Genomic DNA, 14,034 nt, shown 5'->3' on the forward strand with positions numbered 1-14,034 from the left:
AACCTCTATTGCGGTGCGTACATCACATCAATGCTGATGGATGGATGCTGTAAGAATGCTCGAATGGGCATTTCCATTGGATCGGTGTCGGCTAATGCTTGTTGTAAAACCGGATATTTGTTTTCACCCACTAAATGCAGAAAAATATGCCGACTGTCTAACAAACGTGCTTTGCTTAAACTGATCCGTTGATAAGGGGCACTGGTGGGCTCTGTGGCCAGAACCGCCGGTGCATCATCAGCTAAACCTGCCGCCAGCTGTTGGCTGCACGGAAACAAAGATGCCGTATGACCATCTTCACCCATGCCTAAAATAACGGCATCAAACGTCGGCAAAGCCGCAACACGGGGCAAAATCTGCGGTACGGCAGCAAACGCATCCGCGGCTTCGGCATATAAACTAATAAAGTGTGCTTTAGCCGCATGCTGTTGTAATAAATTGGCCTTAACCAGCCGCTCGTTGCTGTGCTCAGCACTGGTGGGTAAATAACGATCATCGGCCAATAAAATGGTCACTTTATCCCAAGCTAGCTCAGTATTGGCCAAAGTGCTAAATAACGCTAATGGCGTACGGCCACCCGAAACAACCAGTGTCGCTTGGCCACGTTCGGCAATCGTCGTGCTGAGAATAGTCAGTAATTGCTGGGCAAAGGCTTGGTTTAAAGCGTTGCTATCTGTAAACGTTTGTAAATTCATGCTTATTCGTCCCAATTGCGATCGTCACGTGCCATCATCGAGATAGACGAAACGGGGCCCCAAGTACCTGCCTGATAGGCCTTCGGTGGCTCATTGGTGTTTTTCCAAGCGTTGATAATACCGTCAACCCATTGCCAAGCTTGCTCAACCTCATCACGACGAACGAACAAGTACTGGTTACCCAGCATCGCTTCAAGTAACAAACGCTCGTAAGCATCCGCAATACGCTGTGATTTAAAAGTTTCATCGAAACTTAAATCTAGCTTACTTTGTTGTAAACGCATGCTCTCACCAAGACCTGGGATCTTATTCATTACCTGAATTTCGACACCTTCATCTGGCTGTAAACGAATAATTAATTTGTTGGCCGGTAAATCGCGGTAAGTGGCTTTGAAAATATTGTGCGGTTGTGGCTTGAAACAAATCACCACTTCGCTGTGTTTCTTCGGCATGCGCTTGCCCGTTCTTAAATAAAACGGCACACCTGCCCAACGCCAGTTATCAATATCCACCCGGATCGCCACAAAAGTTTCGGTTTTACTGTTCGGCCTAGCGCCCTCTTCTTCTAAATAACCGGGTGCGGCTTGGCCCGCCGCAAAACCTGCCGAATACTGACCACGTACGGTTTTTTCTTGTACGTTACTGTCATCGATACGACGTAAGGCTTTTAATACTTTTAATTTTTCATCTCGAATGCTATCTGCATCTAGGCGTGCAGGCGGTTCCATGGCAATCAGTGACAACACTTGTAATAAGTGGTTTTGCACCATATCGCGCATTTGACCCGCATCATCGTAGTAGCTCCAGCGACCTTCAACGCCGACTTCTTCAGCCACGGTGATCTGCACATGGTCAATGGCATTGTGATCCCAGTTAGACGCAAAAATGGCATTAGCAAAACGCAGGGCTAATAAGTTAAGTACCGTTTCTTTACCTAAGTAATGATCGATACGATAAATTTGGCACTCTTTAAAATGCTCAGCCACTTGATCGTTAATCACGTAAGACGATTGCAAATCGTGACCAATCGGTTTTTCAAGCACCACTCGCGATGGCTCTGCGGCTAAACCTGCTTCTGCTAAACCACGACACAAATCGCCAAATAATGAAGGCGGTGTAGCGAAATAACTCACGGGTACGCGTTTGGTGATATCCACCACCTCAGCCAACTTTTTATAATCAGCCGTTTCTTTTAAATCGATAGAAACATAATGCAGCTTTTTAGATAAGGTCTCCCAAACGGTTTCATCTAGGGTTTCTTTTTTTAAGAAGCGCGTTAGGTTGCTTTTAACCAGTTCAATATAGGCAGCGTTATCTAAATCATCACGCGCTACCCCAATAATACGGGAGTCTGCGGCTAATAAACCGGCTTTCTCAAGTTGATATAATGCGGGCAACAATTTTCTGCGAGCAAGATCGCCCTTGGTGCCAAATAAAATAAGATCACATGCCTGGTTTTGCTTGGAGGTTGTCATAACTCAGCCTTAAAAGATGTAATTTTACAACACTTACCCCATACTAACGGAGAGAATGTCGCTTGTAAACGCCATATAATGTAATTTAATTACAGAACTGTTCAAAATTTAACTAAAGTAGTATTATAGTGCAGGTTTTATCCTATTCCTCAGGTTTTGTGGTAAATTTAATACTGTTTTGTCGGCACAAATGAAATAAAACAGTATAACCGACAGATCATTAAACTTAAAAAACTCACCTCGACCTTACGAGGAATGATAAGTGCAGGTAGCAGCGAATGAACGTACTTGAAAAAATTATTAATAGTGTCAATAACTTCAGTAAATCTGAACGCAAAGTTGCAGACGTTATTCTGGCGAATCCTCAAACCACTATTCATAGTAGCATTGCTTCTTTAGCAAAGTTAGCGGATGTTAGTGAGCCCACCGTTAATCGCTTTTGCCGTCGACTCGATACCAAAGGTTTTCCTGATTTTAAACTACACCTGGCGCAAAGTCTTGCTAATGGTACGCCTTATGTGAACCGGCATGTCGAAGAAGAAGATGGCCCAGAAGCTTACACCGCCAAAATTTTTGAATCGACCATGGCTGCACTGGATACTGCACGGCAACGTGTCGATATTAGCGCCATTAACCGCGCGGTCGATGTCTTAACCCAAGCCAAGAAAATTTCATTTTTTGGCCTGGGGGCTTCTGCCTCGGTAGCCCATGATGCACAAAACAAATTTTTTCGCTTTAACGTCCCGGTGGTGTGCTTTGATGACATCGTTATGCAACGTATGTCGGCAATTAACAGCTGTGATGGTGAAGTGGTCGTGTGTATTAGCCACACGGGTAGAACGAAAAACCTGTGTGATATCGCAGCGATAGCGCGTGAAAACGATGCAACGGTTATTGGTATTACGGCTTATGACAGCCCGTTAGCTAAGGAATGTACCTTGGTGCTTTCTCTCGATGTACCCGAAGATACGGACATGTATATGCCAATGGCTTCGCGGGTCGCGCAACTGGTATTAATTGATATTTTAGCGACCGGCTTTACCTTAAGACGTGGCAGTAAGTTTCGAGAAAACTTAAAGAAAGTCAAAGATAGTTTGCGTGGTTCACGCTTTGATAAAAAAGATCAAATCAGCTAAGCGTGGAAATATGATCGTTTTTGTAATTTTAATTCAGTTTTCTGCTAGGTTATGTAATAAAATTACATTAGACTAAGTAGTAAGCTATTCACAGCTTCAACAGCAGGAGTTATCGATGCTCAGAAGAACTAAAATCGTCGCCACCCTCGGCCCCGCAACTAATACGCAAGCTATCCTAGAGAAATTGATCAGCGCTGGTGCCAGCGTTTTTCGTTTAAACTTTTCTCACGGAACGGCAGAAGATCACAAGCAACGTGCTGAGATGGTCCGAGCTGCCGCGGCTAAGTTAGGCGCCAATGTCGCCATCTTAGGCGATCTACAAGGCCCTAAAATTCGGGTTTCAACCTTTAAAGATGGCGCCATTATGCTAGAAGAAGGTCAAACCTTCGTGCTAGATGCCACTTTAGGTAAAGGTGAAGGCGATAACACGCAAGTGGGTATCGATTACAAGCAACTGCCACAAGATGTCGTTGCCGGCGACTTACTGCTGTTAGATGATGGCCGTATTGTATTAAAAGTAAATGACGTGCAAGGCGAGCGCGTGATTACTGAAGTCACTATCGGTGGTAAATTAAGTAACAATAAAGGGATCAACCGCCAAGGTGGTGGTTTAACCGCCCCTGCCCTGACCGAAAAAGACAAACGCGACATTATTACTGCCGCTGAAATTGATGTTGATTACCTAGCCGTCTCTTTCCCGCGTTCTGGTGATGATTTACGTTATGCCCGTGAACTTGCCGTGGCTGCAGGCTCTGAAGCCCGCATTATGGCGAAAGTAGAACGTGCTGAAGCCGTTGCCGATGATGAAACCCTCGACGATATTATTCGTGCTTCTGACGCCGTGATGGTAGCTCGTGGCGATCTGGGTGTTGAGATTGGCGATGCTGAACTGGTTGGCCAACAAAAACGCATTATCGCGCGTTCACGCCAATTAAATCGCATTGTGATCACCGCAACGCAAATGATGGAAAGCATGATCGAAAGCCCGATGCCAACGCGTGCAGAAGTCATGGACGTGGCCAATGCCGTGTTAGATGGTACTGATGGTGTCATGTTGTCTGCTGAAACTGCCGCAGGTAAATATCCCATTGAAACCGTAAAAGCCATGGCGCGTGTTTGTATTGGTGCTGAAAAACACCCATCAGTGCAAAGCTCTAAGCATCGAATGAACTTGAACTTCACAGAAGTCAGTGAAACTATTGCCTTGTCTGCCATGTATGCGGCAAACCATTTACCAGGTATTAAAGCCATTATTGCCTTAACTGAATCAGGCTATACTGCGAAGTTGATGTCTCGTATCACCTCACCACAGCCAATTTATGCGCTATCGCGCCATACCAAAACCCTGAACAAAATGGCTATGTATCGTGGTGTTTATCCCGTGCATTTTGACAGCACCGAAGTGGAAGCCTTGTCTTTAGCGGATGAAGCCATCAAGGTGATCAGAGAGAAAGCCGGTTTAAAATCAGGTGACTTAGTCATTATGACGCACGGCGATGTGATGTTACAGGTTGGCGCGTCTAATACCTGCCGCATCGTTACCGTTAAATAAGCTTTTATATGATAAGCAAAGGCCCTGCAATGCAGGGCCTTTTTGTTTAGCGTGTTTGAATATTAGGGTAGTTGTCTTGTGTTAAAGCACATCGCGTTGTAGTTTTCGCACTCGGCGTGCTTCGCGATATTGCACGAACTGCGGTGCTAAAGCCGTTAACGCAGAGCCCATTACCACTAAGATAGCGCCTAACCAAGACCAAATATTCAGTTGCTGTGGCACCAACAAGGTCGGCCAAATTGCCGCGACCACATTGGCACTTAAAATGGTAATTAACGGCGTAATCGCCAATACCGCGCTGACCTTCGAGGCTTCCCAATGGTGTAAGGCTTCGGCAAAAGCACCATAAGCTACCACCGTGTTTAAACAACAAAACAGCAGCAAGGACCATTGCAGTACACTTAATTGCCCCAGTGGCGTGAAGTCTGACACCGGAATAAACGCAATACTACCGGCAAAGTAAATTAGATACATAATTTGCTTAGAGCTGTAACTGACTAACAATTGTTTTTGCGCCAACGCATAGGCGGCCCAGGTAATGGCCGCAAAAATGACCAGGATCACACCAAGCGTTTCATTGCTGGCCTGCACAATTAAACTTAGCAGACGCTCGTTAAAAAATAACAACAAGCCACTGACCAACAACATGGCACCAACGCGTTGCCAGAGCAACAAACGCTCTTTAAAAATAATAATACCGCCAAGCATCATTAAAAATGGCGCTAATTGTATTAAGGTTTGCGCGGTTTCTGCGGTTAAGTTATTCAAACCCGATAAATATAAAATGTAGTTAAGCAGCAAGCCAACCACAGCAATGGCCATTAAGATAAAGATTTTGCGCTGTTTCATTAACACCAAAGACGGCAACTTACCTCTTAGACCAAGCCAAACCCCTACCATCAAAGCAGCAAACAAAAAACGAATAGCAGTAATGGTATTGGTGGTAAATACCTCCAATAGCACTTTTAATGCGATGGGTAATACCCCCCACAGCACGGCGGTGGTTAAGGCGAGTAAGAAACCGATCAAGGTTTTACCGGTAATTTGATGCATGCCGCAGGTTTTCCTAAACAAAATAACGAATCAACAAGAAGGGGTTATATTGTCGCTTAAAACTCGGCCTACTGTCGCGGTGTTTCTATCAAATTGCGATAAATCAAAGTAAATTAGAGATCTGTCGTTATAATCAAGGCTTATGGCAAAGGAGAATAATTATATGGCTACCATTAAGCGGATCGCATTACTGACCTCAGGCGGAGATGCGCCGGGAATGAACGCCGCCATTCGAGCCGTGGTGCTAACGGCGGCGGCATGTCGTATCGAAGTGATCGGCTTTGAGCACGGCTACATCGGTTTATTAGAGCAAGAATACCGCACCTTACTACCGCAGCATGTGCATAATATTATTCAACGTGGCGGCACCATATTAAAAAGTGCACGTTGCCCTGCTCTGCAAACGCCAGAAGGCCCCAAACTGGCCGCCGATAACCTACAGCAATTGAATATCGATGCCTTAATTGTGATTGGTGGCGATGGTAGTTTTCGAGGTGCCTTGGAAATTGCTCGGTATTATGATGGGCAAATTATTGGCGTGCCCGGCACCATTGATAATGATGTTGATGGCACCACCAACACCATTGGTTATGCCACAGCCATTGATACAGCACTGGATGCTATTGATAAAATTCGCGATACAGCCGATGCCTTTGAACGTATTTTTCTGGTGGAACTGATGGGGCGTCACAGCGGTTATATCAGTTTAGCCGCAGGGATTGCCGGCGGTGCCGAGCAAATTATTTGCCCGGAGTTTAGTCAGATCACGCCCACAGATTTACGTCAAATCACCACGCCAATACAGCATGCCCAACTGTTAATGGGCAAAGCCAGTTACATTATTGTAGTGGCTGAAAACAGTTACCCTGGCGGCACCACCGCGCTAGCTGAAGCACTCACCAAAGCGATTGGTATTGAATGTCGGGCCTGTATTTTGGGGCATATTCAACGTGGCGGCAGCCCAGTTGGCGCAGATCGCATCCTAGCCACTAAACTGGGTGCTTATGCGGTGGAAGCCTTACAACAAGGGGCGCATTTACAAATGGCCGGAGAAGTACACGGTGAAGTAACCCTGTACCCACTGGCTAAAACCGGCGATCGCACTAAGGCGATTGATCCTTACTTAGTGCGCTGGCAACAGCAAGTGGGCAGTTATTAAAGGGGCAGTTAATGGCTAAACACTTGTTTTACACGGTCTTTGTAACTGCGGCTGACCTTAACCGCTTGGCCATTAGTTAACAGTAATTGATGTTCGCCATTGCTGAGCATTTGCAGTTTAGCAATGGTTTGTACATTGACAATAGCCGAACGATGCACCCGCACAAATTGCCTTGGATCTAATTCGCTCTCTAATTCTTTCATGGTACGGCGTAAAATATGGGTTTGGCCGTCGCGAGTATGAATACACATATAATCGCCCGCAGCATCCACCCAATCGATTTCGGCTACCGGTACCCGGGTGATCTCACCACTGTCTTTAATGCTGATCGCTTCTGGGAAACGACTGTTCACCACAGGCTCGGCTTTATCTAACCGCTCTAAGATGTGATTGGCTTGATCACCGGTTAAACGTGCCACCGCCGCCGCCAGCTGATCTTTATGTTTAAGATTGTCAGACGCCCCATGATAAGTAATCACCTTATCTACCGCCGCTTTCAGCCGATCCGCTTCTACAGGCTTTAACACATAATCTAATGCATTCACTTCAAAAGCATTAAAGGCATATTGATCATAAGCCGTCACAAAGACGATATAGGGCAATTTAATTTCTTGCGCCTGTAATTGCTTTAACACAGCAAAACCGTCCATGCCTGGCATTTCGACATCTAAAAACACCAAATCGGGTGACAGCTCAATAATGGCTTTTAAAGCATCAGGCCCATTCGCACATTCTGCAATCACCTTCAATTCAGGAAATGCAGCTAATCGAACTAACATACCTCTGCGCGCTAAGGGTTCGTCATCCACTACGATTACATTAAGCATGTTCAATATCCGTCTTCTCTAGTTGTAATGGAATTCTGATATTCACTTTTACACCTTGCGGTTGATTATGAGTTAATACCAAAGCAAAATCATTGTCGTACAACGCAGCCAGTCTTTCTCGTGTATTCACTAGCCCAACGCCACTGTCCGTGTTGTCAGCAGCTTTAACTAAGCCATCAACTAACGGCATACCTGGGCCATTGTCGGCCACCTCAAGCAATAGATCATGCCCAAAGCGTTTGGCTTTGATGGTGATCTCGCCCCCATCAACTTGACTTGCCACCGCATACTTAATGGCGTTTTCAATTAATGGCTGCAAAATTAAACTGGGCACTAAAGCTTTTTCGGTGCCAGGCTCTAAATCGATCACTATTGCTAGTCGTTCTGAGAATCGCACCTTTTCAATTTCTAAGTACAACCTCGCCGCATAGATCTCTTGTTCAAGCATGACCTTATTAATCGGGTCTTTATACAGCGAATAGCGTAAGAAATCACTTAAACGGCTGACCATCTTATTGGCAGTATCGTTATCGTTAATTAATACTAAGGTTGAGATGGCATTCAGTGTATTAAACAAAAAATGGGGGTTTAGCTGATACCGTAGCATTTTTAACTGCGCTTCATGCGCTTTATTCATTGCCGTTAGCAGTTTTTGTTTTTCTAATTGTAAAGTTTGATAGTACTTAATACCAAAATACAAGCCACTCCAACTAAGCATAACGTAAAAGGCCACGGGCGTATCACGGATGTATAAAAACCAGTCGGCTGGGCGGTAGCCATGTCGATAGATCTCCCAATAGTTAAAATTACGGATCACCGTCCAAACTAACGCCGTTAATAATGCCGCTGCCAAAATAACCAGCACCATTTTCCACGGTTCCCAGAACCAGACTTTACGATAAAGATAGCGCAGCGGTATGGTTAATAACCAACCAACATAGGCATCGAGGCTAATCACGATCAGAAAAGCATCTCGGGTGTCTAACATCAGAGAGCTGAGATAATTGACTATAGCGAAACCGAGCCAGCCGAGGGAATGCAGGATCCAGAATTGTCGGTTTCTATCTTCGAAAAGTTTATTCAATGTTGACGCCGGTTTCTACCATAATAGAGAGGCATTATAACGATAGCTGCGCACAATGCCTCGGCTACCTGCCGTATACAACCAGACATTAATCGCAACTTTGGCCATAAAACCGCGCACACATCACAAACTAAATTAATAGCGAATGCGAAAACGTTGCAAAATGAAACCGAGTAACCAGGCAGGACCAATCAACAGAAAGGCCAGATCTTGAAAAAATGACGGTTTTTTACCCTCAATTTTGTGGCCAATAAATTGTAAGATCCACATCAACACAAACACCGCAGCGGCAATTTGCCAAATGGCAAACAGGCTTTGTTGCTCCAATGCTCTTAGCGCTGTCACCACGGCAGCGGTAAAGATGGTCATGCCAAGGCCTAAACTAAAAGCGAGTAAAAAGTAAAAAAGTAACGCGGGCATTACCAGTAACAAAGCCCAATTAATGCCCTGCTCAGCCAAGCCTGAAAATGGCATAGGGATCTGCCACAGCAAACCCAACACCGACGCATAAATAAGCGGCACCGCTACCCAATGGATGGCTTTATTAACCGGGTTTTGATGACTAACGGCGTATTCACTAAACCACTCTGTTGCTGACTTCATGTGGCTAACTCTCTGGCAGGGCTAATTTTTAACGCAACATAACAAGGTCAGGCCAGTTATACAAGTGCAACTTAGCCTAGCACGGGTGTGGGTTTGCGATCTTCATCTAAAGCGACAAAAGTGAAGCTACCCGAAATCGCTTTGTGCTGATTGTCGTTGTACATGTTTTCAACAAAAATATCGACTTGTACTTTAATACTGGTGCGACCGACGTGCGCAACACGGGCAACTAACTCGACAATATCTCCCGCCGCAATGGATTCTTTAAAATCGACGCGATCGGAACACACGGTAACTAACGGCTTACGACAAAAACGCGTCGCGGCAATAAAGGCAGCTTCATCCATCCAAGCTAAGGCTTCACCACCGAATAACGTATTATGATGATTGGTACGCCCAGGAAATACCGTTTTTGTCACTCGAGTAACAGCATATTCCATGCGCTTTATGATGAGGGCTTCGTTAGACATAAGATTCCTTAACTGATAAATCAACATATTATACGTGATGTCGGCCCTGAGTGCTGAACACTTGTGGCGCATTTGGTAATTTAATAACGAAACGGCATAATAGCGTTCAATTAGCCGTTAGCATAAGCCTTTGGAGATCCCGTTATGTCAGCCGTGCAGTATGAAATAACCTTTGATGATATCAGTGCGCATCTACTCACCCTATCGCTGCGTTTTGAGCCTTGCAGCGCAGTGCATCAGTTAACCCTGCCGGCTTGGATCCCTGGCAGTTACCTCGTGCGTAATTTTGCACGGCATATTGTCAACATCAATGCTTATGATGCCGACGGTGAACTTCATCTGGAGCAACGTGATAAACAATCTTGGCAGCTCAGTTGTGGGCAACAACCGGTCACCGTAACTTACCAAGTTTACGCTAATGATTTATCGGTTCGCGCAGCCTATGTTGATGATGAACTGGCAGTGCTCAACCCGGCTTGTCTGTGTTTAAACGTCAGTGAAATGACGGCACAGCCCCATTCACTTACTCTGCACAAACCCACTGATCTTCGCTGCGCGGCATGGCGTGTTGCTACGGCCATGCCCAAAGCAACTCATACCGCCCCGCTCGACTTTGGTTGTTATCAGGCTGATAACTATGATCATCTGATAGATAGCCCCTTACTGGTGGGCATTTTTAATGTGCAGCAATTTAATCTAGATGGTGTGCCGCATTACGTCGTGGTCAGTGGTCATAACCTGTTTGATGAAGCGCGCTTAACTGCCGATGTCGCCAAGCTTTGCCAGGTACAGCGCGATGTATTTGGCGCATTGCCGCAAAATTTAGATCAATATTGGTTTTTACTTTGGGTGACCGAGCAAGGCTATGGTGGCTTAGAGCATAAATTTAGTACCTTGTTACTGTGTAATCGCTATGACTTACCTGCAGTACAACAAACAGAATTAACCGAAGCCTATCAGAATCTGTTGGGCTTATTCAGCCATGAATACTTTCATACTTGGTGGGTAAAACGCTTAAAACCACAATGTTTTACGCCCTATGTCTTAGACAAAGAGCAATACAGTCGGCAATTATGGCTTTATGAAGGTTTTACCTCTTACTTTGATGATTTAGCTTTAGTTAAAAGCGGTATTATCGAGCAAAGCCGTTATTTAACGGTGTTAGAGAAATTAATTACTCGGGTCAGTCGCAACCCCTCAGATAGTCAGCAAAGTTTGACGGATAGCAGCTTTACCGCGTGGACTAAATTTTATTTACAAGATGAGAATGCGGTTAACAGTGTGGTCAGTTATTACGCGAAAGGAGCGTTAGTGGCCTTATTGCTAGAGGCTGAATTGCAATCTAAAGGATTAAATTTGGCTGCTTTTTGCCGACAACTGTATCAGCAGCATGTTGCAACAGGCACCTCGGATAACGCTATATTCGAGCAGCTCATCGCATGGCAATTACCCGAACTCGCTGCGCAATTGACGGGCTGGATCAATGAAGCCAAACCCTTACCGCTGGCAGCAACCTTGGGTAAACTAGGCCTAACCTTAACACAGCGCGCGCCTAGCAGTTTTAGCGATCTGGCCGGTGAAAGCAGTAAGGTCGTGCCAGCCAGTTTAGGCTGCAGCCTTAAAACGACAGCGCAAGGCGTGTTTATTCAGCAATTATATTGGGGCTCTGCTGCCCATCAAGCAGGATTAATGAGCGGCGACCAATTAGTGGCCTTGGGCGGTTATAAGATCAGCGAAACTAGTTTAACGGAGCTAATGCTGCGTTTACCGCTGGGTTCGGTGCAGCCGTTATTCATTTTTAGAAAAGATCGATTACTTGAGTTGGCACTACCGATACAACAGGCTGCGCCAGCAGTTGCCATGTTAAACGTAGCTAACGAAGTAACAGTAAAACACTGGTTGTCGAGTTAAAACTCAACAACCCTTTTTTAGCTTTAAGGGGTAAGCGCTAAACGCTGCGTTTGGTTTGGCGTAAATTCGGGTAACAACAGTTGCGGGTCAAGCCGCTCTTGAAACCAATTGATACGCCAATCTAAATGCGGGCCGGTAACGCGGCCTGTCGCCCCAATATCGGCAATATGTTGGCTTTGTGCTACGGTATCCCCAACCTTTACTTTAATGGCATTTAAATGCATAAAGGTTGAGCTCACCCCAAAGCCATGATCAACAATTACCGTTAACCCTGAAAAATACAGATCTTCAGCCAGTAACACCTTACCTGGCCATGGCGCCAATACCGGTGCACCAACCGGAGCGGCAATATCTAAACCAAAATGCGGATTGCGCGGTTGGCCGTTAAACACACGTTGACTGCCATAAACACCACTAATACGCCCTGCGGCTGGGCGCACCGGTGTGCTAAAAATGGCATCAAGCTCGCTTAAGGTGGTGCGAACTTGCCGCACCTTAGCATTATCATTGGCAATGCGCGCGCTAACTTCTTTTGGCGGTGCTACATACTTTTGCTCCACGCCGGTAATCCGCTGAATATCGTATTCTCTGGCGGTAAAGCGCAGCGGAAATTGCTGTTGCTTACCTTGATGTACCACTTTAAGTTGATGTTGCAGTGCCGCATCACGGCCAATACCAAAAACAAATTGGCCTTGCGCACTCACAACAACCGGTTGCTCGTTAAACCAAACCTGAGCACCCATCGGCGCCTGACCGCGGATCAAACTGCCTTGGGTTAATGGGCCATGTAACACCACTTCCGCGGCGTTAGCCGCAACACTAATCGCGCAAAGCAATAGCGCCTTTACCCACACCTTCATAAGCTACAACCTTATATTGTTTACTGCCATTGGCCGCTTTTAACTGATCGGCAATAAAATCGGCCAGACATTCTACCGTAGTATCACAAGGCACAAGTTCACAATGACTGGCAGGAATACATAACTCGAACCAACCTTGGGTAGCCTGATAACGGAAGCTGTAATCATCGCTGCCCGGCGTTAAAAACGACAAGGCTTCGGCCGAAACGAGATCGTCTTTACTGCCTAAATAAATATCTTCCCAGCGCTCGCACCACATTTTATTTAAGCGTGGCACTAACATGCCATCTTCAAAGATTTGAATAGTAGAGCGATGACCATGGGCAATGCGCTGACAATTACCATCATGCTTTTTCAAACCATGACTGTAATGATAATAAAAACCGCGCATCGCTTCGCTGCGCAATTTTAAAACGAGTTTAGCGACATTATCAGGTAACAAGGGTTTGATTTGTTGCTCAAGAAAATGGGCTACCGTTTGCTCGTTAATCTCTGTACCGGGAATAAAAGCAAAAGCAGAAGGCGGACAAGCGAGTTGTAAGGTGCCGCGTTCACTTTGATACTGCAGCACAATCATTTGCTCTGCTTCACTGTGACGAAGCGCAGGACATGCCGCAGCAACGGCTAGCTTGTGATCAACTAATTGGTCAATCGCTTGTTTAATCACTTTTTTCACTTTAGCAAAATCGAACACCATAGCGGTGTCATCTAAAGCACCGTGTAGCTCGACATCGACAATAAAGCTTTCACCTAACATGCCACGCTGCCGATGCAGATAAGAAAAATCAATTACGGTAAGATCCTGCACAAATAAAATCATGGCGCCTTCCTGAAATAAGCATCAAGCAAAAAATGAAGCCTATTATACCTTTACCACACGGTGGCGTCACTTTTAGCGTTTATGTTCATTTAACCAGCTATTTAAAATCCCCACTTGGCCAAGTTTATGTGCGGCATACATTAAACGCAGCGCATTGCTCAAAATAGTGCTGTCGTTCCACTGCGTTTTTTGCACAATATCTTCGTAGCACTTTAAGGCTTCTGGTGTTAAATAGCCGCGTAATTCTTTTTTACCGGAGTCTTTTTGCCGATCACGGTAGCGTCGTTGTTTTTCTGCGTTACTTAACGCCGGCGTTTTTTCATTACTCATGGGGCACTCCATCATAACGCGTTACCCGCACCTGCTTGGTGTCGGAGTGTGGCTGGTTC

General features: G+C 45.5%; 14 protein-coding genes. 4 read left to right on the forward strand and 10 right to left on the reverse strand.

All coding sequences use genetic code 11. The annotated features are described in order from the left end of the window. Positions 1-5: 5 nt before the first annotated feature. A complete protein-coding gene (gene pgl, locus LMJ53_RS08540) occupies positions 6-695 on the reverse strand; it encodes a 6-phosphogluconolactonase (protein WP_229585667.1) in 690 nt (229 codons plus the stop codon). Positions 696-697: 2 nt separating this feature from the next. Continuing rightward, the gene (gene zwf / locus LMJ53_RS08545; protein ID WP_226752209.1) at positions 698-2,170 is read right to left on the reverse strand and encodes a glucose-6-phosphate dehydrogenase; all 1,473 of its coding nucleotides are present in this window, start codon (positions 2,168-2,170) and stop codon (positions 698-700) included. Between the two features lie 278 nt (positions 2,171-2,448). On the opposite strand from zwf, the gene LMJ53_RS08550 reads away from it, so the two are divergent. Then, a complete protein-coding gene (locus LMJ53_RS08550; protein ID WP_226752208.1) occupies positions 2,449-3,306 on the forward strand; it encodes a MurR/RpiR family transcriptional regulator in 858 nt (285 codons plus the stop codon). A 115-nt stretch (positions 3,307-3,421) separates the two neighbouring features. Next, positions 3,422-4,858, forward strand: coding sequence for a pyruvate kinase (pyk, locus tag LMJ53_RS08555; RefSeq protein ID WP_229585668.1), 1,437 nt, complete (start codon positions 3,422-3,424; stop codon positions 4,856-4,858). Between the two features lie 81 nt (positions 4,859-4,939). Here the strand turns inward: pyk and LMJ53_RS08560 are convergent, their stop codons facing one another. After that, a complete protein-coding gene (locus LMJ53_RS08560) occupies positions 4,940-5,911 on the reverse strand; it encodes a DMT family transporter (protein WP_229585669.1) in 972 nt (323 codons plus the stop codon). Between the two features lie 163 nt (positions 5,912-6,074). On the opposite strand from LMJ53_RS08560, the gene LMJ53_RS08565 reads away from it, so the two are divergent. Further along, complete coding sequence (locus tag LMJ53_RS08565) at positions 6,075-7,070, forward strand: 6-phosphofructokinase (RefSeq protein ID WP_229585670.1); 996 nt, start codon at positions 6,075-6,077, stop codon at positions 7,068-7,070. A gap of 8 nt (positions 7,071-7,078) precedes the next feature. Here LMJ53_RS08565 and LMJ53_RS08570 read toward each other — a convergent pair whose 3' ends face one another. From LMJ53_RS08570 to LMJ53_RS08585, 4 genes are all read right to left on the reverse strand, one after another. Then, positions 7,079-7,897 (reverse strand): LytR/AlgR family response regulator transcription factor, encoded by an 819-nt coding sequence (locus LMJ53_RS08570; protein WP_229585671.1) that lies wholly within the window; start codon positions 7,895-7,897, stop codon positions 7,079-7,081. Next, positions 7,890-8,885, reverse strand: coding sequence for a sensor histidine kinase (locus tag LMJ53_RS08575; RefSeq protein WP_229585672.1), 996 nt, complete (start codon positions 8,883-8,885; stop codon positions 7,890-7,892). The genes LMJ53_RS08570 and LMJ53_RS08575 overlap by 8 nt, the downstream gene beginning before the upstream one ends. Before the next feature lie 231 nt (positions 8,886-9,116). After that, entirely contained in the window at positions 9,117-9,584 is a 468-nt protein-coding gene (locus LMJ53_RS08580) for a DUF962 domain-containing protein (protein ID WP_229585673.1), read from the reverse strand. Between the two features lie 71 nt (positions 9,585-9,655). After that, on the reverse strand, positions 9,656-10,054 hold the full coding sequence (locus LMJ53_RS08585) for an acyl-CoA thioesterase (protein WP_226752201.1): 399 nt from the start codon (positions 10,052-10,054) through the stop codon (positions 9,656-9,658). Between the two features lie 144 nt (positions 10,055-10,198). Between LMJ53_RS08585 and LMJ53_RS08590 the strand changes: the two genes are divergently transcribed. Then, positions 10,199-11,965: a M61 family metallopeptidase gene (locus LMJ53_RS08590; RefSeq protein ID WP_229585674.1), complete on the forward strand. Its 1,767-nt coding sequence runs from the start codon at positions 10,199-10,201 to the stop codon at positions 11,963-11,965. A gap of 23 nt (positions 11,966-11,988) precedes the next feature. Here the strand turns inward: LMJ53_RS08590 and LMJ53_RS08595 are convergent, their stop codons facing one another. From LMJ53_RS08595 to LMJ53_RS08605, 3 genes are all read right to left on the reverse strand, one after another. Then, positions 11,989-12,825: a M23 family metallopeptidase gene (locus tag LMJ53_RS08595; RefSeq protein ID WP_229585675.1), complete on the reverse strand. Its 837-nt coding sequence runs from the start codon at positions 12,823-12,825 to the stop codon at positions 11,989-11,991. Next, positions 12,785-13,645, reverse strand: coding sequence for a 6-pyruvoyl trahydropterin synthase family protein (locus LMJ53_RS08600; protein WP_229585676.1), 861 nt, complete (start codon positions 13,643-13,645; stop codon positions 12,785-12,787). The genes LMJ53_RS08595 and LMJ53_RS08600 overlap by 41 nt, the downstream gene beginning before the upstream one ends. A 72-nt stretch (positions 13,646-13,717) precedes the next feature. After that, a complete protein-coding gene (locus tag LMJ53_RS08605) occupies positions 13,718-13,975 on the reverse strand; it encodes a hypothetical protein (protein WP_229585677.1) in 258 nt (85 codons plus the stop codon). Positions 13,976-14,034: the final 59 nt, after the last annotated feature.

The organism is Rheinheimera sp. UJ51, from assembly GCF_020819615.1.
Lineage (GTDB): Bacteria > Pseudomonadota > Gammaproteobacteria > Enterobacterales > Alteromonadaceae > Alishewanella > Alishewanella maricola.